This window comes from Gordonia sp. G4 (assembly GCF_057770005.1).
Genome location: NZ_CM173442.1, coordinates 2,176,361 through 2,201,599, shown reverse-complemented (window position 1 = coordinate 2,201,599; position 25,239 = coordinate 2,176,361). Strand labels below are relative to the sequence as shown.

The following is a 25,239-nucleotide window of genomic DNA, read 5'->3' as shown; positions in this document are numbered from 1 at the left end:
TGCGAGGAGCGATAGCCGCGAACACCCCTCCGCTCCCCGAGGTGCGAGGAGCGATAGCCGCGAGCACCCCTCTGCTCCCTGAGGTGCGAGGAGCGATAACCGCGAGCACCCCTCTGCTCCCTGAGGTGCGAGGAGCGATAGCCGCGAACACCCCTCCGCTCCCTGAGGTGCGAGGAGCGATAGCGACGAGCCACGAAGGGTCCGGTGACCCAGAAAACGAACTCGCCCTCCGCATATCGCGGAGGGCGAGTTCGGATGACACCGCTCGGATCAGCTGGACGCCGCGGCGAAGGACGGCTTGAGCAGGTCGAGCACGTACGGGATCGAGTTCGGCGTCGGTGCGTTCAGACCGGTGATCTGCGACTGGGTCATGAAGGTGACGGCGTTGTCCTTGACCGCCTTCAGGTTCTTGTACCCGGGCAGCGACTTCAGGGTCTCCGCCTGCTCGGGCGTGGCGGTGGCCACGACGAGCACATCGGCGTCGAGCATCGGGATGTTCTCGGTGCTCAGTCCGAAACGCGGCTGGCCGGTCCGCCGGTACTCGGCGACCAGCTTGGGTGCCATCTTCATGCCGAGCGAGGTGAACAGTTTTGCGGCGCCGTCGTTCTCGTCACCGAGGACGGACAGCTGATCGGGGCCGTACATGAAGGCGAAGGCGTAGGTCTTGCCCTTCAGGCCCGGGTACTCCTCGGTCACCGCGGCGATCTTGGCGTTGGTGTCGTCGATGATCGACTTCGCCTTGTCCGGATCGTGCAGCACCGTGCCCATCACGGTGACCATGTCCTGCCAGGGATCGATCTCCTGGTCGCTGATGGCGTTCACCGTCGGCGCCAGCTTGGAGATCTGCTGGAACTCCGGGCTGTCCGACGCGAAGCCCGGCGCGAAGATGAGATCCGGATCGAGCTTGGCGATGGTGGTCGCGTCGTCGCCCTTGGTGGGGTCGATGAACGTGGCGTCGGCCAGTTTCTCGCCGTACCAGGGCTGCATCTCGCCGGTCGCCGACTTCGAGTAGTCGTAGTAGCCGACCGGGGTCTCGCCGAACGACAGCACGACGTCGGTCCACTGGTCGCCCAGCGTGACGATCCGCTCCGGGGTGTCCGGGATCGTGACCTGACGGCCGTCCGGCAGGTTGAGTTGGACGGTGCCGCCGGCGGATTCGTCATCCGAGCTCGAGCAACCGGCCAGCAGGCCCGCGAACAGGAGCGCACTCGCGACGAGTGCACCCAGGCGAAGTCGTGAAGTCACGTGAAGATCCCCCCATTGGGTTGTCGGTGTCGTCCGTCGGACCGGACCGTCGTTCGACGGTGCTGTCAGAGCGAGCAGGGCAGCAGGACGAATCCCGCGATGGCGCAGACGCTTCGGTTGGACAGCTTCCACTTGTTGCCGCTCCACACGAAGGTCATCGAGCGGTTCTGGCTACCGCGGCCGACCACGCTGATCTGGAGCGGTGCGGTCAGGGTCGTGCCACTGACCTGGACGGGTCCGACCATCTGGTAGCTGAGCCCGACGTTGCCGTAGGTCGTGATCGCGCGGGAGACGAGGTCGATCTGGCGAAGCGCACGCTCGCCGCCTTCGAGTTCGGCGGCACGCGCGGCGCGGCTGCCGTTGGCGTTCATGACGATCCGGACCTTGGTGTTGAGCTGGCCCGGGGTGAGCGCAGTCGGCGCGGCGGCGACGGGCTGCTGTGGCGCCACAGTGGTGCCCGGCGCCGGTGCCGGGGCCTGACCCGGTGCCGGTGCGGGTGCGGCGCCCTCGCCGGGCGGACCGATCGGTCCGCCGATCGCGCCGCCGCCCTCGGGCACGTTCTCGGTCGGGGCCGCCGCCGGCGCTCCGGCCGGCGCCCCGGCGGGCGCGGGCTGGCCGGGAACGGCACCCGGTTGCTGACCCGCGATGCCCTGCTGCGGGAGCGCGGTCTGCGCGGCACCGAGGTTGACGACGGTCGGCTGCGCGGCGCTCGTGGAGTCGCCACGCTCACTCACGACGATGCCCACCACGCCGATCGTGACCACGATCGCGGAGATGATGGCGGCGACGCCTGCCGACGCCAGCACGGTCGGGATGCTGACCCCGCCCGATCGGCGCGAGGACTCCGCGGCCGGCTCGCTGTAGTCGACCCCCGACTGGTAATCGACCCCGGACGGGTCCTGGTAGTTGACGTCGTTGCTCATGTTGATCTTTCTCCGTGTATGTCTTCGCCCCCGCCGAGCCGACGGCCACCCTGTATATTGCAGGCCCCGGACACCGGATTACAAGGCAAGCCTAAGCTCGCCCTCCCGTCAGGTCGACGGGTGGGCCTCCCGAAGCACGTCGTCGAGCGCTGCCACGAACCGATCGGTGTAGCCGGGTAGCGCCTGCGCGTCGGCGACGATGCCGAACGTGGTGGTGTGTCCGAGGATCAATGTGGTCACCGACAACGAGTAGCCCGCCAGCGGCGACAGCGGCGTCAGGGTGACGATCGACTTCCCCAGCACCGACCTGACCCGTGAGAATCCGGGGTTGATGCCGATGTGGATGTCGGGGTGCATGTGTGCCATCGACGCGTTCACGATCGCGCGCTGCAGACCCCACAGCGGAGCGCGCGGCAGATCGTCGGCGGCGGCCAGATACAACTGCGGCTTGCGTTTCGCGATCGTCTCGAGTTCGCTTCGCGCACGCTCGATCTGGCGCGCGAGGTCGGGCTCGTTGCCGTGGAGGTTCAGCAGCGCGACGGACACCGCGTTGCCGGTGTGCCGGAACTCGTCGTCGAGGGTCACGGGCAGTGTCACGCGGATGACGTCGGCCTGCGAGTCCGCCGGCGGGTTGAGGCTGAGTGCTCGGCCGATGGCGGCGAGCAGGAACTCGTGGACCGTCGCGTTGTTGCGCTTGGCCGCCTTGCGCAGGGTCCGGGTCGACGCGGTGTGCAGGGCGTACTCACGCGTGCCCGACTTGGTCAGCGCCGGCCACGCCCGCTTCTTGCCGCCACCCGCTGCATGCTGATCGCCGTAGGCGGCCTTCGCCTCGGCGAGTTCGTCGGGGTCGATGCCGCTGATCCGGAAACGAGGGCTGGTGGCGAATCGCTCGAACTCCGCCAGGTCCTCGGGCTCACCGTCGGCGAGAAGCGCGGCGAACGCCGCTCCCGCTATCCCGTCGGAGACGCTGTGGTGCACTCGCAGCAGCACCCACTGTCCGACGCCCTCGGCACCGGCCGACGGGGTGAACAGCGTGATGTCCCAGAACGGGCGCGGGCGCGGCAGGGGCGACTCCAGGAGCTTCGTCACACGTCGTCGCAGGTGCGCTCGATCGGTGAACCCGAACTCGGTCACGTGTTCGCCTGCGTCCCAGCTGTCGTCCGCGAGGACCACCTCGGGCTTGCGCCAGCGGCCGTTGCGGATTCCCAGCCGGAAGATCTCGAACAGCCCGGCCCGCTCTCGCACGCGCGCCCGCACCTCGTCGAGGCCGAGCAGGTCGCCGTCCCCCTCGAGCTGCAGGATCATCGACCAGTGCATCGGCGCACTGGCCTTGTCCATGTGCAGGTAGGTGTGATCGGGAGGCGCGAGTTCGGTCACGCGCGCGTCGACCGGTGCCTGACTGGCTGGGCTGTTCATGTGGGGACCGCCTGGGTGGGAGGGATGTCTCGAAGTGCTTCAGGACGCGGGCGAGCGGGCGCCGAGGAGTTCCGAGTCGACGAACATGGCCTGGTATCGCTCGGTGTCGGGTTTCATCGCCGCGGCGACGAGTTCCCACAGCACCTCGTCGGTGCCGCCGCCGACGCGGGCCAGTTTCATGTCCCGCCACCACCGACCGATCGGGGTCTCGGTCTCGAGGTAGCCGATCCCGCCGAAGATGTGCAGGCACTCCGACGCGACCTCCTCACCGAGATTGGCGGCCGTCGCCTTCAGCGCCGCGGCGGTGCGCAGGTTGATCTTGCCCTCGGCCGCGACACCGGCGAGCGAGTACCGCAGGACGTCGACCCTGGCCTGCAGATCGGCGACGCGCAGGCGCAGCGCCTGGTGGTCGTAGAGTTTCTTGCCGAACTGGGTGCGATCCATCATCCGCGCGAGCGTCACGCCGATCATCACCTCGCACGCGGCGGCGATCTGGGCGGCCACCGAGTACCGCTCGTGCGCCAGTCCCCAGCTGATGATCGCCAGGCCGGTTCCCGGTCGGGCGATCAGCGCCTCTTCCGGAATCCAGGCGTCGATCGTGACCGGAGCGGTGTCGAGGGGTCCGGCGCCGAGCTTCTGGTACGGCTCGCCGACCGTCACCGACTCGATGGGCACCGCGGCCAGGGCCACGTTGCCGCCGACATCAGGACCGTCGTCGGCGCCACGGCAGACCACGAAGACGTGGTCCGCGATCGGTGAGAGCGACACGAACTTCTTGTGTCCGACGACGCGGAAGCCGCCGTTCTCCGGATGGATCCGGGTCTCGGAGTTCTGCAGATCCGAACCGCCCTGCTCCTCGGAGGCGCCGATACACAGCACGGTCTCGGCGGTCAGCGCACGCTGGGCCAGGTCTCTGAGGTAGTCGTTGCGGCCGAAGCGGCGGAGGATGGCGATGGCGGAGTCGTGCAGGCTGACCCCCACCCCGATCGCCGCGGAACCGAGAGCACCGAGGTGGGCACCGAGCGCGAAGTGGTCGTGCAGGTCGGTGAACTTGCGGTCCTCCCACTTCCGGACGAAGACACCTTCGGCACCGAGATGCTCGAGAAGGGGCCGGGGAAACCGGTGATCCCGTTCGGCCTGCGCCGTCCACGACGTCACCCGGTCGTCGAACGCGGCGTCGAGCAGTTCGGCGTACGTCTGCACTGGCGTGTCCACACTCATGTCGGCTCTGCGTCCTCTCAGGCCGGGGTGCCGGCCTTCGACCGGATGAGGTCCTCGAGATCGCCGACGGTCTTGGACTCGAAGAGCTCCCGCTCCGAGAGCTTCACCCCGAGACGTTCCTCGATCGCCACCACGCCGATGGCGAACGCCACCGAGTCCAGCCCCAGGTCGTCGATCAGCTTGGAGTCGCGGCTGACGTCGCCGAGCGCGAGGTCGAGGTCTTCTTCGAGGATGCCGCGCAGGGCTTCGGTGATGTGGTCGGACATGTGGTGACTCCTGAGATGGGGGTGTTCGGTCGAAAGTATCGGGTGATCAGCGCGGGACCACGTACGGGGCGACGCTGCCGAGCTTCTCGCAGGTCTCGGTGAACTCGCGCTCCGGCGTGGACTGCGCGACGATCCCGGCACCTGCACGCAGCCACGCACCGTCTCCGGAGGCGAAGATGGTGCGCAGCGCGAGGGTCGCCTCGAGCTCGCCGGTCGACGCCGCGGTGAGGATCGCGCCGGAGTACAGACCACGACGACGGGGCTCCAGACGGTCGATCGCCTCCACGGCCGGGGTCTTGGGAATTCCCGAAGCGGTGATCGACGGGAACACGACCTCGAGTGCGCGCCAGGGTGTTTCGTGGTCGAGGAGGGTTCCGCGCACGGTCGAGGCCAGGTGCTGGACGCTGCCGCGTTCGCGGACTTCCATGAACTCGCTCACCACCGTCGTGCCGGCAACGGCGATCGAGGAGATCTCGTCGAAGCAGGCCCGCACCGACATGGCATGCTCGGCGATCTCCTTGGCATCGGACAGCAGGTCGGCGCGGGCCGCGGCGTCCTGCTCGGGCGAGATTCCGAAAGCCCTTGTGCCGGCCAGTGGTTCGGTGACCACGGTCCGGTCGTCGTGCACCGCGACGACGAGTTCGGGGCTGAACCCGGCGGCCTGCAGGTCGCCGAGCGAGAGCAGGTAGCTGCGGGCGGGGTTGTTGTCGGCACGGCCGCGGGCGTAGGTCGCGGGGATGTCCACGTCGAACGGGATGTCGACCGCGCGCGAGAGGATCACCTTCTGGTACCGGCCGGCTTCGATCTCGGCGACAGCGGTCGCCACCCGGCCGCGGTAGTCGTCGGGGTCGGACTGGACGTCGACCGGTCGCGACTGCGCCGAAACGGTTGCCTGCGAGGCGATCTCGAGAAGACGCTGAGCGCGGTCGGCTTCGACGGACCCGGTGTCGACTCCGCCGGCATCGACGGTCGCCTCGAACTCGGGGACGATGAGGTGCGCGAGGACGGTGTCCTCGGGGACACGGTCGAGGATGCCGTGGTAGGGCGCGCAGAAGTCGAAACCGACCCAGCCGTAGACGCGCCAGTCCGGAATCGACAGCGACGCGGTGGCGGCGGCGAGCGCGTCGGCCGGGTCGCCGTGCCAGGACGTCGTCGTCCGATCACCCCGGTCGTCGACGACGACCTCGCTCCGCGTGACTACCACCCGAGCACGGACACCGGCCGCGAACGTCCAGCGCCGGTCACGCTCGTAGACGACATGGTCGCCGAACTCCCCGGAGCCCGCCCAGGCCGCCGTGATCCGTGCGGCATCGGACTCGCTCAGCGGCGAGGCAGGCGCGAGCAGGTCGACGAACTGCGCGGCGTGCGATTCGGTTGTCAGCGACATGTCCTTCGTTCCTCCGGTCGTGATGCACTCGAGCACCGATGATCATAGGGAATCTTAGGGCAGCCTAATCAAACAACCCCCCGCGGGTCGAGAGCCGGTTCGCCGTCCCGTATCGACCGGTAAGGTTACCCTATCCTGGCTGTGTTTGAATGAACTCATGCCGACGCACCTCGACCACGTGCCCGATCTGCTCGACGGTTTCACCCCCTACGCCGACGCCCAGGCACAGAAGTACCGGGATGCGGGTGTCTTCCTCGACCGCCCGCTGTTCGCGGCCCTCGATCTCGCCGCCGAGCGCTCCCCCGATGTTCCCGCGGTGACCGATGCCTCCACCGACGGTCCGCGCACGCTCACCTACGCCGAGTTCCGCGCCGCCACCCTCCGCCGCGCCGCGGGTTTCGTCGACGCCGGTCTGCAGCCGGCCCAACGGGTCGTCCTGCAGCTCAACAACTCCCTCGACTTCGCCGTGACGCTGTTCGGCCTGCTGCGCGCAGGCGTCGTGCCGGTGATGACACTGCCCGCGCATCGGATCACCGAGATCGCGCACCTCGCGGCGGGCGCGGGAGCGGTCGCCTACATCGGCGAGGACGGTCGTCGTGGATTCGACTTCCGCGACCTCGCGGCCGATCTGCAGTCGCGGGTACCCGAGGTCGCACAGGTCTTCATCTCGGGCGATCCGGGCCGCTTCGCGGCGCTTCCCGACGCCGACCCCGCCACCGTCGGGCTGCCGGCCGACCCGGACCCCGGATTGCCGGCGCTGTTCCTGGTGTCGGGGGGTACCACCGGCCTGCCGAAGCTCATCGCGCGCACGCACGACGATTACGACCTCAACGCGCGCCTGTCGGCGGACGTCGCCGGTCTCACCGCCGACGACACCTACCTCGTCGCGCTGCCCGCCGCACACAACTTCCCCTTGTGCTGCCCCGGGATCCTCGGCGTGTTCGGCGTCGGGGGCCATGTCGTCTTCGCCGACAACCCCAGTCCGGACAACACGTTCGACCTCATCGAACGGCACCGAGTCACCGTGACGGCACTCGTTCCCGCCCTGGCGCAACTCTGGTGCGCGGCAACCGAGTGGGAGCCGGCGGACGTCAGTTCGCTACGCCTGCTGCAGGTGGGTGGCGCCAAACTGGCCCAGCCCGATGCGGTCGCCCTCGACGAGGCCCTCGGCGACGTCGTCCAGCAGGTGTTCGGCATGGCCGAAGGGCTGATCTGCTACACCCGTCCCGGCGAACCGCGCGACCTGGTCCATCAGGTGCAGGGTTCCCCGATGTCGGAACTCGACGAGGTGCGGGTGGTCGACGAAGACGGCGCCGACGTCCCCGACGGCGTCGAAGGGGAACTGCTCGTGCGGGGGCCGTACACGATCCGCGGGTACTACCGCGCCGCGGCGCACAACGAGAAGTCGTTCACGCCGGACGGGTTCTATCGTTCCGGCGACAAGGTCACGAGACTGCCGTCGGGCCACGTCTCCGTGACCGGGCGCATCAAGGACACCATCGTGCGCGCCGGCGAGAACGTCGCCGCGGACGACGTCGAGGAGAACCTCCTCGCGCACGACTCGGTCCGGCAGGTCGCCGTGGTCGGACTTCCCGACGACGCGCTCGGCGAGAAGATCTGCGCCGCCGTGGTGCTCTCACACGAGCACCCGCCGGCCCAGCCGCTCGAACTCGCCACGATCCGGACGTTCCTCACCGGGCGCGGACTCGCATCGTTCAAGCTGCCGGACGTGATCCGCGTCGTGACCACACTCCCGGTCACCGCGGTCGGCAAGATCGACAAAAAGGTACTTCGCGAGACACTGCTCGCCGGCCCGCCCGCTCCCTGAGGTGCGAGGAGCGATAGCGACGAACGACTCCTGCTCCCTGAGGTGCGAGGAGCGATAGCGACGAGCCACGAAGGGCGTCGACGTGCCCTCCGACGCTCGATCACACCGGGGCGAGCGTCACTATCCCGGGATGGCTGTCGAGGTAGCGCTTGGTGAACGTGCACACCGGCCGCAGGCGGGCGCCCTGCTCGCGGGCATGGTGCACGACGGTGCGGGTGAGCCGGGTGGCGAGGCCGTGTCCGCTGTACTCGTCGTAGAGCACGGTGTGCAGCACGGTGATCGTGGTCTGACCGTCGACCGTCTCGGTCGAATAGCCGAGCACACCGACCAGGTCACCGGCGACCCAGAGTTCGAATCGGTCGCGGTCCGGGTTGTGCACCACCTGCGAGATCTGTTGCAGGATCGACTTCGCCGACTGTGGTGGTCGCTGACGATGCTTACGTAGCACCCGACCCTCCTCACCTCTTGATCGCGGACATCTGATCGCCGACGGGCGACTGCCGCGGCTCGACACCGGCACCGTCTGTGATCAGGGTCACACGCTACCTTACGGAACCGTAACTGCCGACCCCGATGGCGCTGCCGTCGCAGATCGAGACGGTTCACTCCCGCCCCGGGCCTGGCTCCGGACGAGTCGAGGTATGGTGACGGGCGCACGACAACTACACACCGCGGGGGCTCTCACGATGACCGAGGGCTGAGATGGCGACGGGCGGTCGCCGACCGCTCGAACCTGTCCGGGTAATGCCGGCGTAGGGAGAACCGCCATGGGCACACGTGTATCCGCCACGCGCACCGACAGCGCACCTGCCGATTCCGGGTTCCTGACCCTCGGTCCCATCGAGGGCAGCACCAAGCACTATCTCTCGGTCGACGACCTGCGTGTACCGCAGCGTCGCATCCACCTCACCAACGGCGAGCATCTGGACGTCTACGACACCTCGGGCCCGTACACCGACCGGTCGGCGCGCATCGACGTCGAGCAGGGCCTCGCACCCACCCGCGACAGCTGGCACCGGCCCGAGCCGATCGACGGCGCGAGCACCCAGCTGGCCTGGGCGCGCGCCGGGATCGTCACCGACGAGATGCGGTTCATCGCCGCCCGGGAGGGCGTCGACGCCGAACTGGTCCGGTCCGAGGTGGCGATCGGACGTGCGGTGATCCCGGCGAACCATCGTCATCCCGAGTCCGAGCCGATGATCATCGGGAAGCGCTTCGCGGTGAAAGTCAATGCGAACATCGGCAATTCGGCGGTCCGCAGCTCGATTTCCGACGAGGTCGAGAAGATGGTGTGGGCGACCCGCTGGGGCGCCGACACGATCATGGACCTCTCGACCGGCGCCGACATCCACACCACCCGCGAGTGGATCATTCGCAACTCGCCCGTCCCCGTCGGGACGGTACCCATCTATCAGGCGCTCGAGAAGGTCAACGGCGATCCCGCCTCGCTCACGTGGGAGCTGTACCGCGACACCGTGATCGAGCAGGCCGAGCAGGGCGTCGACTACATGACGGTCCATGCCGGAGTCCTGCTGCGCCACGTCCCGCTCACCGCTGAGCGGGTGACCGGAATCGTCTCCCGCGGTGGTTCGATCATGGCCGCCTGGTGCCTGGCGCATCACCGGGAGTCGTTCCTGTACACCCACTTCGACGAGCTGTGCGAGATCTTCCGCCGCTACGACATCACGTTCTCGCTCGGCGACGGCCTACGCCCGGGATCGATCGCCGACGCCAACGACGAGGCGCAGTTCGCCGAGCTCCGCACCCTCGGCGAGCTGACCACGATCGCCAAATCCCATGGCGTGCAGGTCATGATCGAGGGACCAGGGCACGTCCCCATGCACAAGATCGCGGAGAACGTACGCCTCGAGGAAGAGCTGTGCGAGGAGGCGCCGTTCTACACTCTGGGGCCCCTCGCCACCGACATCGCACCCGCATACGACCACATCACCTCGGCGATCGGTGCGGCGATGATCGCCCAGGCCGGCACCGCGATGCTCTGCTACGTGACACCGAAAGAGCATCTCGGCCTCCCGGACCGCGACGACGTCAAGGTCGGCGTGATCACATACAAGATCGCCGCGCACTCCGCCGACCTCGCCAAGGGGCACCCGCGGGCGCAGGAACGCGACGACGCACTCAGCAAGGCGCGCTTCGAATTCCGCTGGAACGACCAGTTCAACCTCGCCCTCGATCCCGACACCGCCCGCGCCTTCCACGACGAGACACTGCCCGCCGAGCCGGCCAAGACGGCCCACTTCTGTTCCATGTGCGGCCCCAAGTTCTGCTCGATGCGGATCTCGGCGGATGTCCGCGCCTACGCCGAGGAGCACGGTCTCGTGACCACCGAGGACATCGACCGAACGATCGCGGAGGGCATGGCGGCGAAGTCGGCGGAGTTCGCCGACGCCGGGAGCCGCGTGTATCTACCGCTCGAGACCGCAGGGGGTGCCTGATGGGCACAGTCAACGCAGGACGACGCACAGTCGACGAGAATCAACGCACGGTCGACGGAAATCAGCGCACAGTCGACGAGCAGGCCTTCGTCGGGCTCCCGATCGGCCCGCCCGGGTCTGTTCCGACTCGGGTCCTGACCATCGCCGGTTCGGATTCGGGTGGGGGTGCGGGGATTCAGGCCGACATGCGCACCTTCGCCCTGCTCGGGGTGCACGGGTGCGTCGCGGTGACCGCGGTGACGGTTCAGAACTCGCTGGGCGTCACCGGATTCGAGGAGATCACCCCACAGACCGTGGCGGCGCAGATCGACTCCGTGGTCGGTGACATCGGAGTCGCCGCGGCGAAGACCGGGATGCTCGCGTCGGCGCCGATCATCGAGGCCATCGTCGAGCAGTGCGGCCGGAGCGGCATCGGTCGGGACTCATCCGTCCCGCTGGTGGTCGACCCGGTGTGCGCATCCATGCACGGCAACCAGTTGCTCGCCGACTCGGCACTCGACACGTTGCGTCACAACCTGTTCCCTCTCGCCACCGTGGTGACACCGAATCTGGACGAGGTCCGGTTGATCACCGGGATCGAGGTCACCGACGCGGCTTCCCAGCGCGATGCGGCCCGGGCGCTGCTCGATCTCGGGCCGCGCTGGGCGCTGGTGAAGGGCGGGCACCTGCGCGCGTCGGATCAGTCGCCGGATCTGCTCTACGACGGCGGGGAGTTCATCGAGCTCAGCCATGAGCGCATCGACACCCCACACGACCACGGCGCCGGCGACACCCTGGCCGCGGCGATCGCGTGCGCACTCGCACACGGTCTTCCGGTCCCCGAGTCGGTCGCCTTCGCCAAGAGTTGGGTGACCCGCTGCCTGGCGGCCGCCTATCCGCTGGGCGCCGGCCACGGCCCGGTCAATCCGTTGTGGCGACTGGGCGTCCGGTCGGAGGATCAGAGGCCGTCCTAGCCGTCCAGTCGCTCACCGACGTCGTGGATGACCACGATGTCGGACTCCCAGGGCAGCAGATCGTGCACGGATTCTTCGAGATCGGTAAGAGGCGGCAGCTTCTCGGGACCGAGTACGGAGATGGTCGCCGTGCCTCCGTGCCAAGTCACCCCGGACACCTCGGCGCCCGGGGTGTCCGCGAGCCACTGCTCCGTGGCGTCGTGGACCTGCCGGACCCACACCGCCGACAGGGAGTTGAGGACCATCGGCACGGTGACGAGGACGAACGCGGCCGAGAGCACCACATACGCTCGCCGTCGTCGACGACGCCCCACGTCCGCCACGTCGTGATACCTGGCGAACACCAGCACGACCGTGCAGGTGATGATCATCGCGATCATGTTGGAGGCGAACAGGATGAACGCGCCGATCGCGAGTGACGGGGCACCCGAGCCGAAGCACACCCCGGTGACCGCCAGCGGCGGCACGAGTGAGATCGCGATGGCCACACCGGGTAGCACATCGCCCAGATCACGGCGGGTCACCGCGATCGAACCGACCAAGCCGGTGGCCAGAGCAGCGAGAAGATCCATCAGGGTCGGCGACGTCCGCCCGACCACCTGCGAGTTCGCCAGCACCGTGGATGGATTCGGCAAGATTTGAGCGACAGCGATGCCGATGACGATCACCATCACCATCCCCGCGCCCACATACAGAAGGCTTGTCAGCGCGAGCCGCCCACGACCCGTGACCAGTCCGAGGCCGACGCCCAGGATCGGGGTGGCCAGCGGAGCGACGATCATCGCGCCGATCACCGTCGCGGTCGAGTCCGAGGCGACTCCGGCGGCCGCGATGACACTCGACAGGAACAGCATGAGCCAGAAGGCAGACTGTTTGGCCCGTACGTCTCCGCTGGACAGATCGAGCCGGTCGTCGAGTTCGTCGACGGTGCGTCGCTGATTCTCCGGGATCAGGTCCAGCATCGTCGGTTCACCACCGCCCGCGGCAACAGTTCTCTGATGACCGAACCCATGGGCGCTCCTCGATCGACGGATCGGCAGATGTCCGGTGAACCTCGACGACGCTGCGACATCGGTGGCCGACGCCGCCCGGAAAGCGAACACCGAAAAGGGAAGAGAACGGGCGACGGCGTCTGCAACGCCGCCGCCCGTCACGTCATCTCGGAAGGACTCAGACCGCTGTGCCGAGAGCCTTGCTCTTCAAGTGCTCGAACTCCTGGGGTGTGATCGCACCGGAGTCGAGCAGGTTCTTCGCGTCGGCGATCTGCTGGGTCGGCGTGGCGCCGGCAACGGACCTGATGTACTCGTCGGAGGCCTGCTTCGCCTCGCTGTAGGCCTCACGCTGACGCTCGGCCATTCCCTTGCCCTTGGCCAGCAGGTACACGATCGCGGTGATGTACGGGAAGATGATCAACAAGACCACCCATGCCGCCTTCTGCCAACCCGACGCCGCCTTGTCCCGGAACAGGTCGCTGATGATGTGCCACAGGACGATCAGGTACGCGACGAACGCGAAGATGACGATCGTGTACCAGATGAAGTCCCAGAATGAATCCCACATCGGGGTGTCTCCCTTGTCTAGAAGAATCTTGTTTCCGCTGAGCAGGTTGCCGATAAGAGCATCGCACAGCGTGATGCCCGCCACCTCGACGAACATGAAAGATGTCCGTGAAATGGTGTGAACGGACCCTCGCGGGCGCCGAATCCCCGGTCTCACCCGCAGAACCACATACTCACGAAGGGCGACATGGAATCTCACGCTGCAGTCACCGACGTCGAGCTCGGGCTCGACACGTTCGGCGACATCACCGCCGAACCCGACGGCGCGCTCCGCTCGGGCGCCCGGACACTGCGGGACCTTCTCGAGCAGGGTGTTCTCGCCGACGAGGTGGGCGTTGACTTCCTCGGTGTCGGTGAGCATCATCGCGACGACTACGCGGTGTCGGCTCCCGAGGTCGTGCTGGGCGCCATCGCGGCACGCACCACACGGATGCGGCTCGGTTCGGCGGTCACCGTGCTCAGTTCCGACGATCCGATCCGGGTGTTCCAGCGATTCTCGACCGTCGACGCGCTGTCCTCCGGACGAGCGGAGGTGATACTCGGCCGTGGGTCGTTCACCGAGTCCTTCCCACTGTTCGGATACGACCTCGCCGACTACGAGGAGTTGTTCAGCGACAAGCTCGCCCTGTTCGCCGAACTCCGCACCGGCCGGCCGGTGTCCTGGTCGGGTTCCACGCGCGGCCCCCTGCAGGCCCAGACCGTCTACCCCGAACTCGAGAACCCGCCCCTGCCGACCTGGATCGCGGTCGGCGGCAGCCCCGAGTCGGTGGTCCGCGCCGCGTCGTACGGCCTACCGCTCATGCTGGCGATCATCGGCGGCGACCCGCTGCGGTTCCAGCCATACGTCGATCTCTACCACCGCGCCCTGCGGGAGATGGACAAGTCTCCCCTGCCCGTCGGCGTGCACTCGCCGGGCCATGTCGCCGACACCGACGCCCAGGCACGCGAGGAGTTGTGGCCGCACTACCGCGAGTACGTCGGGCGGATCGGCCGCGAACGCGGATGGCCCCCGCCGACTCGCATCGAGTTCGAGCGGTCGACCGGACCGGGTGGCTCGCTCTACGTCGGGTCCCCCGAGACGGTGGCGGCCAAGATCGCCTCCACCGTGCGGGCACTCGGCCTCAGCCGGTTCGACTTGAAGTACTCCCACGGCACGCTCGGCCACGCCGAACTCATGCGCAGCATCGAGCTCTACGGCACCCAGGTCATCCCGCGCGTGCGCGAACTGCTGCTCAGCGTCGGGTCAGGGTGAGTTGGAAGTCGCCTGCGGGATCGGTCCACGCGGACACGACAGTCAGTCCGGCCGACTCGAGTTCGGATGCGAGCGCCTCGGGTTCGAACTTGGTGCTGATCTCGGTGTGGATCTCGGTTCCCGCGGGCACCCGCCACGACCGGCCCAGTACGCCGAAGTACGCGTCGACGTCGCGTCGGGCGCGTAACCACATCTCGATACGGTGCTCGCCCGGATTCCAGCGGGCGATGTGCTCGAAATCGTCGGTGTACAGTCCGCGCGCGTCGAGGCCGGCGCGAAGTACCTCGATCATGTTCCGGTTGAAATCCGCGGTGACACCGGCGCTGTCGTCGTAGGCGGCGACGAGTCGGCCGGTGTCCTTGACGAGATCGGTGCCCAGGAGAAAGTAGTCGCCCGGCGAGAGCGAGCCGACCATGGCGCGATAGAACTCCGCCCGCGCGGCTGGATCGAAGTTGCCGATGGTGCCGCCGAGGAACACCGCCAGGCGGGGCCCGTCGGCGGGCGGCAGATCCAGGTCGGGTTCGGTGAAATCGGCGACCACGGGCACCACGTCGATCCCGGGGTAATCGACCGCGAGGACATCGGCTGTCGCCGTGAGCATCTCGGTGCTGACGTCGACGGGCACGTACGTCGGACGCTCGCCGTCGGCCGCCGCGTCCACGAACGCGTCGAGCAGCAGACGCGTCTTGGTCGACGTGCCCGACCCGAGTTCGACGATCACCTCGGCTCGGGTGGTCGAGGCGATCTCGGCCGACCGTGCCCGCAGGATCGCGGTTTCGCGGCGCGTCGGGTAGTACTCGGGCAACCGCGTGATCTCGTCGAACAGCTTGCTGCCGCGTTCGTCGTAGAGCCATTTGGTCGGCAGGACCGGCGGCTGCTGCCACAGCCCCGAGAGTGCGTCTGCGGCAAGGCCCTCGGTGGCGGTCTCCACCGGGGTGTCGCTGTCGAGGCTCATCGGGCCAGCCGTAGTCCCGAGAAGACCCAGCGCGACTCCGCCGGGAAGAAGTTGCGATACGTCAGCCGTTCGTGTCCAGCGGGGGTCACCGCGCTCGCCCCGCGGAGCACGTGCTGATCGGACATGAACTTCCCGTTGTACTCGCCCACCGCACCGTTGGCGGGAACGAAGCCGGGATAGGGCAGGTACGCGCTCGCCGTCCATTCCCACACATCACCGATCATCGCCGATCCGGCGCGTCCGGGATGACATCGGCGGGGATCGAGCAGTGCACCGCGTTCGGCACCCAGTGAGCCCGCGGCGATCTCCCACTCGAATTCGGTGGGCAGACGGGCACCGGCCCAGCGCGCAAAGGCATCGGCCTCGTAGAAGGAGACATGCAGGACGGGCTCGTCCGGCACGATGCGCCGGCGACCCGACAGGGTGTACGTCGTCCAGTCCGCGGGGTCCACCGACCGGGCACCGGTCTCGTCGCGCCAGTATCCGGGCGCCTCCCAACCGGTCTCACGGATCGTCGCCCACCCGTCGGACAGCCAGAACTCGGCGCGGCGGTAGCCGTCGTCGGCCATGAACTCCAGCCAGTCGGCGTTGGTCACCACCCGGTCGGCGATCTCGAAGTCCTCGAGGTAAACCCGGTGCCGGGGCCCCTCGTTGTCATAGGAGAACCCGCTGCCCAGCGCGCCGACCTCGACGACGCCGCCGTCGAACTGCCGCCAGCCCAACGGCTTTGCGATGCCCGGTTCGTCGGGTTCGCGGTCGACGTATACCGGGCCGAACGCATGCGTGGAGAACAGGTGCTTGATGTCCATGAGCAGCAGTTCCTGGTGCTGCTGCTCGTGATTGCAGCCCAGTTCGACCAGTTCGAGAGCGGCGTCGTCGAGAGTGCCGCGTTCGAGGCGGTCCACCATCGCGGCGTCGACGTGCTCGCGATAGCGGGTCACGTCGCGGACACCCGGCCGGGTGACCAGGCCGCGATCCGGTCGTGGATGCCGTTCTCCCACTGCCTCGTAGTAACTGTTGAACAGGTACCGGAAGGTCTCGTCGTACACGGTGTAGGCGGGGTCCTGCCGCAGGATGAACTCCTCGAAGAACCAGGTGACGTGTGCGCGATGCCATTTCGCCGGGCTGGCCTCGGTCATCGACTGGGGCGTCTGGTCCTCCGGCGAAAGCCGTTCGGCCAGCGTGTCTGTCAGGGTCCGGACATCGAGGAAGCGTCGCGCGACGTCGGTGACGACGCCGCTGGGCGACGGGACCTCGGCGACTTCTCCGGACCGGGACGTCGCGGACGGGGTGGCCGCGGACTGGGCGGCTGCGGACTGGGGACGAACCGACGGTTCGGTGATGCTCACTGGATATGACCTCCCGTGGCAAGGACTGGAGTGACCGACGACGACTTCACCGATCTCCGCATCCATCGTCATGACGCGCGCCGTCTCTGTCAACGAACGCGGCCCTAATCACCCGGACAAGTCGTCAACACGGGGTTGACGACGCGTGTTCGTCAACCTACGGTTGACGCATGACACAGAGCCCGATCCCACTCCGCCTCGACGACCTCATCAGTGCGATCCGCAAGGTCCATCCCGACCCCCTGGGCCAGTTGTCCGACGCCGTGGTCGCGGCGCAGCACCTGGGAGACGTCGCAGACAGTCTCATCGGGCACTTCGTCGACCAGGCCCGTCGTTCCGGGGCGTCGTGGACCGCGATCGGCGCCAGCATGGGCGTGAGCAAGCAAGCCGCCCAGAAACGCTTCGTCGATCGCGTGTCGCCGGTGAGCGGGAACGAGGCGGCAGCGGCGGACAACCCGTTCTCGCGCTTCACCCCGCGCGCGGCGAACGTGCTGATGACCGCGAACGCGGCCGCTGCCGCCGACCGGGCCGAGCACGTGACCCCGGCACACATCGCACAGTCCCTGACCGCCGAACCGAAGTCCCTCGTGTTCGTCGTCCTGCAGGAGCTGGGCGTCGGCATCGACGCATGGCGCACCGCCGTCGCCCCGCTGATCCCCGCGACGCGCGAGATCGCCGACGACGAGGCGACCAGCGTGGTGCCTTACGACGATGCGGCCAAGGCCGTTCTGGAGGCCACCGTCGGTGTAGCCCTCGACCTCGGGCACAACTACATCGGCACCGAGCATCTCCTGCTCGGATTCTTCGCCGACCCGGCACTGGCCGACGTGATGACCGGGCTGGGACTCACGGCCGACGCCATCCGCGCGACGATCGTCGACGCGCTGGCTCAGGTGCTGGAAGGGTTGCCGTCGACCGACCGGGCCGACGAGGCCTGATCCGGCCGATCAGTCCGGGGTGTCGGAGATGTAGTGCACGGCAGCCTCTTCGGCAGAGGCGCCGGCGCCGTCGATCCCGGCGTCCTCGGCGAACGCCTCGGACTCGGTGTCGATTCCCGACCCGGCATCCGGCGCGATCAGTCGACCGGCACGCCGGTCCCCGACCTCGTCATCCTCCTCGAACTCGTCGTCCCGGTCGGAATCGTGTGCGCGCCAATCGGTCCGGGAACGCTCCTCGGCGGTGATCTCATCGAGCGGGTCGACCGCCCCGACGTCGGGCTCCTCCTCGGCCAGCCGCTCGTCGAGCGTCTCGCCCTCGGCCTGCTCGCGGGACGTCAGCCCGTGGACGGCACCCTTGGGCACACGGTCGGGAGGCGAGTACCCCTCGTCGAGGACGTCGTCGACGCCGCGGTCGACCAGAGTGTCCTCCGGCTGGAGCTGATCGTCCTCGTCCAGGCTGTACTCGCCGTCCGAGCCCTCCGGGGTACTACCGATGTCGTCCTTCATCCTTGCCACGATGCCAGTCCGCCGGAAGTCGTGCCAGGACGACCCCGGGCGGTGAGACGCGGTGGGTCGTCACCGGGCCGGGGTCGACCCCTTTCGGCCGAATCGCCGATGCCGGGGTGCGGGATCGGCGACAATGTCGAGGGTGATCGAGGAAATGCAGGCCGAGGCCCAGGCGCTGCTCTCGGCCGGTGAATACGACCACGCGCTGGCCGAGTTCTCCGTGCTCCGCGAGATCAGGTCGCGCCGCGAGGGACCGTATTCGGTGATGTACCTGTCCAACCTGCACGACTGCGTCCGGTGTATGTCGCATCTCATGCTGTGGTCCGACGCGAGCCACCTGTGTCGCGAGTTGCACGGCAAGTACGTGCGCACACACGGCCGGGCCGGGTCCGACACGGTCGATGTCGCGAAACACTGGGCCTGGGCGCTCGTGCACCTCCACGACTATCCACCGGCCGTGCGGCTGTATCTGCTCACCGCCGACGCGCTCTGGGATTCCGACCCCGGACAGGCGCAGCGTCTCCTCGGCGCGGCGGTGATCCACCGGCACGACACCGATCCCCTCGCCCTGCTCTCACCCGGGCTCATCGACGGCGTCGGTCTCCGGCACGCCGACGAGGAACGCGAGACGATCGCACGCCTGGTGGCCGCCCTCGCCGACACCGGTGCGGTGTCGACGAGTACGGCCACCATCGACGGCCTGGCCTTCGCCTGAGGCATCAGACGACGTCGCGGCGTCGTCGTTCTCCTGCCGGCTGAGCCGGCGACGAGCGCAGCGAGGAGCCGAGTCGAAGCCTTCGCCTCAGACGACGTCGCGGCGTCGTCGTCGCATGATGTAGCTGTCGGCACCCATCCGGCCGGCCGAGGTGTAGCCGACCGCCAGCAGCCCCGCGATCAGTGCGAGCGGCCACTCGTAACCGCCGTCCATGTTCCAGAACCCGGCGTCCCAGTGCACGAACACGATCGCGCCGATCATGTCCGCGATCAGCAGGGTCGCGACGATCGGCAACAGCAGCCCGAGGATCAGCAGGATGCCGCCGATCAGCTCGACCCAGGTGGCGTAGTACGCCGCCAGCTCCGGGTACGGCACGTCCATCCCGCCGGGGCCGAAAGCCGTCTTGGTGGCGTCCATGCCTTGCGTGAACAGCTTCTGCCAGCCGTGGGCGATGAAGATGATGCCGAGTATCAGGCGCGCGAGAAACTGCGCCACACTACCGAATCCGCTCATTCCGCACTCCTCGAATCGATCGGGCGGGCCGGCTGTGCCGCCGCCAGGTACTCTCTCAGTGTCCGGGACAGCATCGCCCCGTCGCGGGTGAACTGCCGAATCGAGACATCACCACCCAACCGCAACCGCTTCGTGACCGGTCGCAGCGCGTCGTCGACGCGACCCGTCGAGGCGCACCACCGCACGTCGGCCCGCCGGGGCAGAACGGAGTAGGAGTCGAGAGTGCCGGGAAAGTTTGGGCTGGGTTCGCGAGGCAACTCCGGGCAACCCGTGCTGGGAGCACCCGCCGACGTCCTCGACCCGTACCTGCCCGACAACGGCAATCTCGGTTATCGGATCTCCCGATACGACCTGGAACTCGAGTACAAGGTGGCGAGCAATCGGCTCGAGGGCACCGCGGTCCTGACCGCGACGTCGTACGCCGAGCTCAAGAGATTCACCCTCGATCTGGCCGGCTCGCTCTCGGTGCAGCGGGTGTCGGTCAACGACAAGCGCGCCCGCTATTCCCACCGCCGCCACAAGCTGACCATCACCCCGGACAGTCCCCTTCCCCCGGGTGGTGCCATGACCGTCACGGTCCGCTACCACGGCAGTCCCCACCCGATCCGCGGTCCTTGGGGCGAGGTGGGCTGGGAGGAACTCACCGACGGCGCGCTCTGCGCGAACCAGCCCAATGGGGCGGCGTCGTGGTTCCCGTGCGACGACCACCCGAGCGCCAAGGCGCCATACCGGATCTCGATCACCACCGACAGCCCCTACCACGCTCTGGCGAACGGCGTCCTGGAGTCCAAGCGTGTCCGCGCCGCACACACCACCTGGGTCTACGAGCAGGTGGAGCCGATGCCCACCTACCTGGCGTCGATCCAGATCGGTCAGTACAAACAGATTTCGTTGGCGTCCAAGCCGATTCCGGTCGCGGGTCTCGTTCCCGCGCGGCTCGAGGAGAACTTCGGCGTCGACTTCGGCCGACAGACCGAGATGGTCTCGGCGTTCGTCGAGATGTTCGGACCGTACCCATTCCCCCGGTACACCGTCGTGGTGACCGACGACGACCTCGAGATCCCCATCGAGGCACAGAGTTTCTCCACCTTCGGCGCCAACCACTGTGACGGCAGCCGGCACGCGGAGCGGCTGATCGCTCACGAACTGGCACATCAGTGGTTCGGCAACTCGGTGACCGCGGCCCGATGGCGAGACATCTGGCTCCACGAGGGTTTCGCCTGTTACGCGGAGTGGCTGTGGAGCCAACACTCCGGCGGCCGAAGCGCCGACGAGTGGGCGCGCCACTACTACCAGAAACTCGAATCGTCGCCGGTGCGTGTGCCACTCGCCGATCCCGGTCCGCGCAAGATGTTCGACGACTGGATCTACAAACGCGGCGCACTCACCCTGCACGCCTTGCGGCTGACCATCGGTGACGGGGACTTCTTCGCACTGCTGCAACGGTGGACCGACAAGTACCGCTACGGGTCGGTGACCACCGAGGACTTCATGGCGCTCGCCGCGACCCATTCGTCGAAGCCGCTCAAGGGACTCTGGGACGAGTGGCTGTTCACTCCCGAACTGCCGCCGTTCCCCGGTCCTTCCTGACTCGTTCGATGACAACCGATCCGACGACGCCGGGTCCTCAGGCGGGGCCCGCGAGCCCGCCCGGTGACACCGATGCGGCGTCGCTGGGACGGGTCACGATCGCGACCGTCGTCGCGGCCGCGTCGGGGTACATCGTCCTGCTGCTGGCGGCCCGCCACCTGGGCGCCGTCGGTTATGGCGTGTTCGCGGTGTTCTGGGCCGCCTATGGTCTGGTGACCGGCGCGCAGAACGGGCAGCTGCAGGAGACGACGCGCGCGGTCCGGACCGCCGAGTCGGAGGGGCGCGCCCGGTCGCGGCCGCTGCTGGTGAACACGGGCATCGGACTGGGCCTGGCCGTTCTCGTCATCGCGACGTCACCGCTGTGGAGCGCGCGCGTGTTCACCGACGATCGCGGATTGTCGGTGCTGCTGCTCGCCGTCGGCGTGGCGAGCTTCGCGGTGTACGCGCACTTGTGCGGCGCGTTGTCGGGACGGCTGAACTGGTCGTCGTTCGCGGCGTTGCTGTCGGTCGATGCGCTGATCCGGCTCGCCGGTGCCGGGATCGCGGTGGCGGCCGGCTGGGGCACCACCGCGTTCCTCGTCGTCACCGTCATCGGATCGGTGTCGTGGTGCGTGTTGCTTGCGACGTCGGCGTCGGCCCGCCGCGCGATCGGCGTCGCCGGCGACGTCCCGCCGCGGCGTCTGGCGGTCAACACCCTGACCGCGATGGCCGCGGCCGCCGCGAGCGCCGTACTCGTCATGGGTTTTCCGGTCCTCATCAACCTGACCACCGATCTGCACGGCGGGCCCGACGCCGACGAGACCCGGACGATCGGCGCGCTGGTCCTCGCCGTCACCCTCACGCGCGCACCACTGCTGGTGCCGCTCAACAGCTTTCAGGGCGTTCTGATCTCCCGATTCGTCGACCGCCGGGATCGTCGCCTCGCCTCCCTCGGTACGCCACTCGGGATAGTCGCGGTCGTCGGCGGCGTGGGGGTCCTCGGCGCGTGGCTGGTGGGTCCGTGGTTGCTGAGGTCGGTGTTCGGCGCCGATTTCGATCTCGACGGGCTGGTCGTGGCGCTGCTGACACTGGGGGCGACCTGCCTGGCACTGCTGACGGTGACCGGCGCCGCCGCGATCGCCGCCGGCGCCCACCGTTGGTACGCGGCCGGATGGTGGGTGTCGACCCTCGTGGCCGTGGCCGTGTTGCTGCTGCCGTTCGACGTCGCGACCCGGACCTGCCTCGCCCTCGTCGTCGGGCCTCTGGTCGGCCTCGGAGTGCATCTGGCCGGGGTACTGCGGGCCTGACCGACCCACCCCCTGCTCCCTCATCCGAAAGAGCGACCCACCCCCTGCTCCCTGAGGAGCGCCCGGAGCTTGCGGAGGGCGCGTCACGAAGGGTCCCGGCAGCTCCCACCCCTAGCTCCCGGACGAACCCCGCAAGCGGCCGATCCCCGCGCCGACGCGGGCCGAGAGGTGGTTGAGCCGCGAAGTGGCGTGCCATCGCGCGGCGCGCGCCGCCTTCGGCCAGCCGCGCGCGGCGCAGCGCTCGGCTTCCTCGGCGAAGAACCGGTTCTCCTCGGCGAACCGCCGACCGTCGACGGCCTGCACCGAACTCACCGAGGCGCTGTGCCTGCGGTAGGAGAAGACCACCTCGGGGTCGTAGACGAGCGATCCGCCGGCGCCGGCCAGGTCCACGAGCAGCGCAAGGTCGAGGACGATCTCGAGTCCCGGACGGAACCCGACCTCTCGTACCGCGGCGGTCCGCCACAGCAGGGACGGGAAATAGGTCCAGTTGCCGTGGTACAGCGTCGTCGCGAGCCGTTCCCCTGCCAGAACGGTCGCCCGCGGCGGCGCGAGAACCGACTTGATCCGATCGCCCAGAGGTGTGACGGGATGCCCGTTCTCATCGATGACGTCGACGCCGGGCGCGATGACCGCGGCGTCGGGGTGGTGACGAGCCAGCGTGCGGACGGTGGACAGGTAGTCCCGGTGCATGAGGTCGTCGCAGCCCATGACGACGAACCAGTCGGCGGTCACCAGGTCGACGCACCGCCGGAAGTTCCCGTTCACGCCGAGGTTGGTCTCGTTGCGCAGGTAGTGGACCCGGGCATCCCCGAGCGAATCCAGCCACCGTCGCGGCGTCGGATCGGGATGACAATCGTCGACGACCACGAGGCGCAACTCCGGGTCGTCCTGCTCGAGAACACTGGTCACGGCCTGTTGAAACTGGGCGACGTCGCCGTAGAACGGCATCATCACGTCGATCGTCACCGGACAAGACTAACCGGGTCCGAAGCCCCCGCCGCGCACGAGGCGTGCCGGACGACAGGCGCCACGCGCATGCGGGTTAGGGTTGTTGACCATGGCCGACCCCACCACCAACGCCGACGTGTGGCTGGTGGTACCCGTTTTCAACGAGGGCCAGGTGATCCGCGAGGTGGCGACCAAGGCCCGCGAGACGTTCCCCAACATCGTCTGCGTCGACGACGGCAGTTCGGACAATTCGGCCGACGAGATCCGCGCCGCGGGCGTACACCTGGTGAGGCACCCCGTGAACCTCGGCCAGGGCGCCGCCATCCAGACCGGCGTCGAGTACGCGCGCCGCCGGCCGGGGGCCCGGTTCTTCGTGACCTTCGATGCCGATGGGCAGCATCAGGTCGACGACGTGTCGGCGATGATCGAGCGGCTGCGACGCGAGCCCGTCGACATCATCGTGGGCACGCGGTTCGCCGACGGTCGTAGTGAGTCGGTTCCGCTGCTTCGTCGAATGGCGTTGCGCACCATCGTGTTCCTGAGTCCGCGCACACGCCGCCTCGGACTGTCCGACGCGCACAACGGACTTCGGGCCTTCAACAAGACCGTGGCCGATCAGCTCGATCTCTTGATGAGCGGGATGAGCCACGCGTCGGAGTTCATCGCGCTCATCGATCATCACCGGTGGCGGGTGGCCGAGCAACCGGTCACGATCCTCTACACCGACTATTCGCGGGCGAAGGGGCAGTCGCTGATCAACGGGGTCAACATCGTCGCCGACGGCCTGTTCCACACGCGGATGAGGAAGTGATGTCACGATGATCTGGTTCCAGGTCCTCGCGATCCTCGGCCTGATCGCGCTCGTCGGCTTCTTCGTCGTGAACCGCGGCACCGCCCGCGCTTCGGCGGGTGTGAAGCTGCTGTTCGTCGCGTTCATCGGCTTCGGCGTCTACGCGATGCTGCGTCAGGACGATGTCACGTGGGTCGCCAACAAGATCGGCATCCAGCGCGGCCTCGACCTGGTGCTGTTTCTGTTGGTCATCGCATTCGCGTTCACGACGGTGTCGACCTACCTACGATTCCGCGATCTCGAGGTCAAGTACGCACGGCTGGCCCGCGCGATCGCGCTGCAGGACGCCGAGCGCGAGAACCGCGGCGGAACGGGCGACTAGCCTCCGACCGCCATCCGCTGGCCCCTCCACCATCGGCCGTACATATTTCGAGACCACCCTTGCATCTACGTATACATCTACTTATAGTTAGCGCATGCCGAACAAGACCATCTACGTCTCCGACGAGGACATCAAGGTCCTCGAACGTGCCCAGCAGGTGTCGGGAGGCAATCTCTCCGGCGCGGTCGTGGAGGCATTGCGCGCCTACGTACGAGCAGCGGACTACCGCGACGCCGGGTACGAGGAAGTGGTTCTCCGGGACGGCCCCGACGGCGTCCGCCGCAAACGGTTCTTCGGCAGACTCCTCGCCGAAGAGACCGAGTACGACGAGACCACCGGCAACGCAACCAAATTGAGCTCCTACGAGGGCCGGACCGGAAAGATCGTCCTCGCGGTCCACCACGTCGACTGGGCGAATTACGGGGTGACACATCGACAGAAGACCGGTAACTGGCTCAAGGACCTGACCGGACTGCCCAGCGTCCGCAGTCTGTTCACCGCCGACCTGCCCGACTGGGGAGACTACCGCGTCGACATCGTCGACACCGCCGAGCAACTCAAACCACTTGTGCCCGAACGTTTCTACGCACGAACCGCGGCAGCCCTACGACCCGAGGTCGAAGACCTGGACGTGTGACCCCCTCCCGACAGCCCTTCTAGAGCCCTTTCCAGAACAACCGAGAACCTCCGGCGACGTCCACCAGGGACGTTCGTCTACCCAAACATGCATATATGCGCATGTCTTTATTTGTTCCGCAGT

Annotated in this window: 25 protein-coding genes and 1 riboswitch; of the genes, 11 read left to right on the top strand and 14 right to left on the bottom strand. The window is 67.9% G+C overall.

The genetic code is table 11. The features are described 5' to 3' along the window. Nucleotides 1-270 precede the first annotated feature (270 nt). The 6 genes from AC3B5T_RS09780 to AC3B5T_RS09755 form a co-directional block, all read right to left on the bottom strand. Entirely contained in the window at nt 271-1,245 is a 975-nt protein-coding gene (locus AC3B5T_RS09780) for an ABC transporter substrate-binding protein (protein WP_014925206.1), read from the bottom strand. A gap of 65 nt (nt 1,246-1,310) precedes the next feature. Further along, nucleotides 1,311-2,168: an MTB12 C-terminal domain-containing protein gene (locus tag AC3B5T_RS09775; RefSeq protein ID WP_055476977.1), complete on the bottom strand. Its 858-nt coding sequence runs from the start codon at nt 2,166-2,168 to the stop codon at nt 1,311-1,313. Between the two features lie 108 nt (nt 2,169-2,276). After that, nucleotides 2,277-3,584, bottom strand: coding sequence for a wax ester/triacylglycerol synthase domain-containing protein (locus AC3B5T_RS09770; protein ID WP_055476978.1), 1,308 nt, complete (start codon nt 3,582-3,584; stop codon nt 2,277-2,279). Nucleotides 3,585-3,623: 39 nt separating this feature from the next. Further along, nucleotides 3,624-4,805 (bottom strand): acyl-CoA dehydrogenase family protein, encoded by a 1,182-nt coding sequence (locus AC3B5T_RS09765; RefSeq protein ID WP_055476979.1) that lies wholly within the window; start codon nt 4,803-4,805, stop codon nt 3,624-3,626. 17 nt (nt 4,806-4,822) lie between these two features. Beyond that, nucleotides 4,823-5,071 (bottom strand): acyl carrier protein, encoded by a 249-nt coding sequence (locus tag AC3B5T_RS09760; protein WP_010844744.1) that lies wholly within the window; start codon nt 5,069-5,071, stop codon nt 4,823-4,825. A 46-nt stretch (nt 5,072-5,117) separates the two neighbouring features. Then, nucleotides 5,118-6,458, bottom strand: a complete 1,341-nt coding sequence (locus tag AC3B5T_RS09755) for a salicylate synthase (protein WP_055476990.1) — start codon at nt 6,456-6,458, stop codon at nt 5,118-5,120. Nucleotides 6,459-6,615: 157 nt separating this feature from the next. Here AC3B5T_RS09755 and AC3B5T_RS09750 point away from each other — a divergent pair, with 157 nt between their 5' ends. Then, nucleotides 6,616-8,286: a (2,3-dihydroxybenzoyl)adenylate synthase gene (locus AC3B5T_RS09750; RefSeq protein ID WP_055476991.1), complete on the top strand. Its 1,671-nt coding sequence runs from the start codon at nt 6,616-6,618 to the stop codon at nt 8,284-8,286. A 100-nt stretch (nt 8,287-8,386) separates the two neighbouring features. Here AC3B5T_RS09750 and AC3B5T_RS09745 read toward each other — a convergent pair whose 3' ends face one another. Then, nucleotides 8,387-8,734 (bottom strand): GNAT family N-acetyltransferase, encoded by a 348-nt coding sequence (locus tag AC3B5T_RS09745; RefSeq protein WP_014925200.1) that lies wholly within the window; start codon nt 8,732-8,734, stop codon nt 8,387-8,389. A gap of 222 nt (nt 8,735-8,956) precedes the next feature. Continuing rightward, nucleotides 8,957-9,046: riboswitch (TPP riboswitch) on the top strand. A 7-nt stretch (nt 9,047-9,053) separates the two neighbouring features. Here AC3B5T_RS09745 and thiC point away from each other — a divergent pair. After that, on the top strand, nt 9,054-10,742 hold the full coding sequence (gene thiC / locus AC3B5T_RS09740) for a phosphomethylpyrimidine synthase ThiC (RefSeq protein ID WP_010844949.1): 1,689 nt from the start codon (nt 9,054-9,056) through the stop codon (nt 10,740-10,742). Next, nucleotides 10,742-11,695, top strand: a complete 954-nt coding sequence (thiD, locus tag AC3B5T_RS09735; RefSeq protein WP_231632812.1) for a bifunctional hydroxymethylpyrimidine kinase/phosphomethylpyrimidine kinase — start codon at nt 10,742-10,744, stop codon at nt 11,693-11,695. The genes thiC and thiD overlap by 1 nt, the downstream gene beginning before the upstream one ends. Here the strand turns inward: thiD and AC3B5T_RS09730 are convergent. Then, on the bottom strand, nt 11,692-12,657 hold the full coding sequence (locus AC3B5T_RS09730; RefSeq protein WP_055476980.1) for a TIGR00341 family protein: 966 nt from the start codon (nt 12,655-12,657) through the stop codon (nt 11,692-11,694). The two genes, thiD and AC3B5T_RS09730, sit on opposite strands and share 4 nt — an antisense overlap. Nucleotides 12,658-12,865: 208 nt before the next feature. After that, entirely contained in the window at nt 12,866-13,255 is a 390-nt protein-coding gene (locus AC3B5T_RS09725; protein WP_014925197.1) for an SHOCT domain-containing protein, read from the bottom strand. 186 nt (nt 13,256-13,441) lie between these two features. Between AC3B5T_RS09725 and AC3B5T_RS09720 the strand changes: the two genes are divergently transcribed. Continuing rightward, nucleotides 13,442-14,506, top strand: coding sequence for an LLM class flavin-dependent oxidoreductase (locus tag AC3B5T_RS09720; RefSeq protein ID WP_055476993.1), 1,065 nt, complete (start codon nt 13,442-13,444; stop codon nt 14,504-14,506). Here the strand turns inward: AC3B5T_RS09720 and egtD are convergent. Further along, on the bottom strand, nt 14,487-15,461 hold the full coding sequence (gene egtD, locus AC3B5T_RS09715; RefSeq protein WP_014925196.1) for an L-histidine N(alpha)-methyltransferase: 975 nt from the start codon (nt 15,459-15,461) through the stop codon (nt 14,487-14,489). The two genes, AC3B5T_RS09720 and egtD, sit on opposite strands and share 20 nt — an antisense overlap. Then, a complete protein-coding gene (gene egtB / locus AC3B5T_RS09710; RefSeq protein WP_055476981.1) occupies nt 15,458-16,810 on the bottom strand; it encodes an ergothioneine biosynthesis protein EgtB in 1,353 nt (450 codons plus the stop codon). The genes egtD and egtB overlap by 4 nt, the downstream gene beginning before the upstream one ends. Nucleotides 16,811-16,980: 170 nt before the next feature. On the opposite strand from egtB, the gene AC3B5T_RS09705 reads away from it, so the two are divergent. Next, nucleotides 16,981-17,748 carry a Clp protease N-terminal domain-containing protein gene (locus AC3B5T_RS09705; RefSeq protein ID WP_055476982.1) on the top strand — a complete coding sequence of 256 codons (768 nt, stop codon included), beginning with the start codon at nt 16,981-16,983 and terminating at the stop codon, nt 17,746-17,748. Between the two features lie 9 nt (nt 17,749-17,757). On the opposite strand, the gene AC3B5T_RS09700 is transcribed toward AC3B5T_RS09705, so the two are convergent. Next, nucleotides 17,758-18,255 carry a DUF5709 domain-containing protein gene (locus AC3B5T_RS09700; protein ID WP_014925193.1) on the bottom strand — a complete coding sequence of 166 codons (498 nt, stop codon included), beginning with the start codon at nt 18,253-18,255 and terminating at the stop codon, nt 17,758-17,760. Between the two features lie 133 nt (nt 18,256-18,388). On the opposite strand from AC3B5T_RS09700, the gene AC3B5T_RS09695 reads away from it, so the two are divergent. After that, nucleotides 18,389-18,970 carry a hypothetical protein gene (locus AC3B5T_RS09695; protein ID WP_197282825.1) on the top strand — a complete coding sequence of 194 codons (582 nt, stop codon included), beginning with the start codon at nt 18,389-18,391 and terminating at the stop codon, nt 18,968-18,970. 87 nt (nt 18,971-19,057) lie between these two features. Here AC3B5T_RS09695 and AC3B5T_RS09690 read toward each other — a convergent pair whose 3' ends face one another. Then, entirely contained in the window at nt 19,058-19,483 is a 426-nt protein-coding gene (locus AC3B5T_RS09690) for a DoxX family protein (protein WP_010844821.1), read from the bottom strand. A 222-nt stretch (nt 19,484-19,705) separates the two neighbouring features. Between AC3B5T_RS09690 and AC3B5T_RS09685 the strand changes: the two genes are divergently transcribed. After that, nucleotides 19,706-21,073, top strand: a complete 1,368-nt coding sequence (locus tag AC3B5T_RS09685; protein ID WP_055476983.1) for a M1 family metallopeptidase — start codon at nt 19,706-19,708, stop codon at nt 21,071-21,073. Nucleotides 21,074-21,081: 8 nt separating this feature from the next. Next, a complete protein-coding gene (locus AC3B5T_RS09680; RefSeq protein ID WP_055476984.1) occupies nt 21,082-22,359 on the top strand; it encodes a polysaccharide biosynthesis protein in 1,278 nt (425 codons plus the stop codon). Nucleotides 22,360-22,470: 111 nt separating this feature from the next. Here the strand turns inward: AC3B5T_RS09680 and AC3B5T_RS09675 are convergent, their stop codons facing one another. Next, nucleotides 22,471-23,325, bottom strand: a complete 855-nt coding sequence (locus tag AC3B5T_RS09675; RefSeq protein WP_055476985.1) for a glycosyltransferase family 2 protein — start codon at nt 23,323-23,325, stop codon at nt 22,471-22,473. Nucleotides 23,326-23,416: 91 nt separating this feature from the next. Here AC3B5T_RS09675 and AC3B5T_RS09670 point away from each other — a divergent pair, with 91 nt between their 5' ends. The 3 genes from AC3B5T_RS09670 to AC3B5T_RS09660 all read left to right on the top strand — a co-directional run bounded on the left by AC3B5T_RS09670 (nt 23,417) and on the right by AC3B5T_RS09660 (nt 25,116). Then, the gene (locus tag AC3B5T_RS09670; RefSeq protein WP_010844817.1) at nt 23,417-24,118 is read left to right on the top strand and encodes a glycosyltransferase family 2 protein; all 702 of its coding nucleotides are present in this window, start codon (nt 23,417-23,419) and stop codon (nt 24,116-24,118) included. A gap of 7 nt (nt 24,119-24,125) precedes the next feature. Next, nucleotides 24,126-24,479, top strand: coding sequence for a DUF2304 domain-containing protein (locus AC3B5T_RS09665; protein ID WP_010844816.1), 354 nt, complete (start codon nt 24,126-24,128; stop codon nt 24,477-24,479). Nucleotides 24,480-24,573: 94 nt separating this feature from the next. Next, the gene (locus AC3B5T_RS09660) at nt 24,574-25,116 is read left to right on the top strand and encodes an EXLDI protein (RefSeq protein WP_055476986.1); all 543 of its coding nucleotides are present in this window, start codon (nt 24,574-24,576) and stop codon (nt 25,114-25,116) included. Nucleotides 25,117-25,239: the final 123 nt, after the last annotated feature.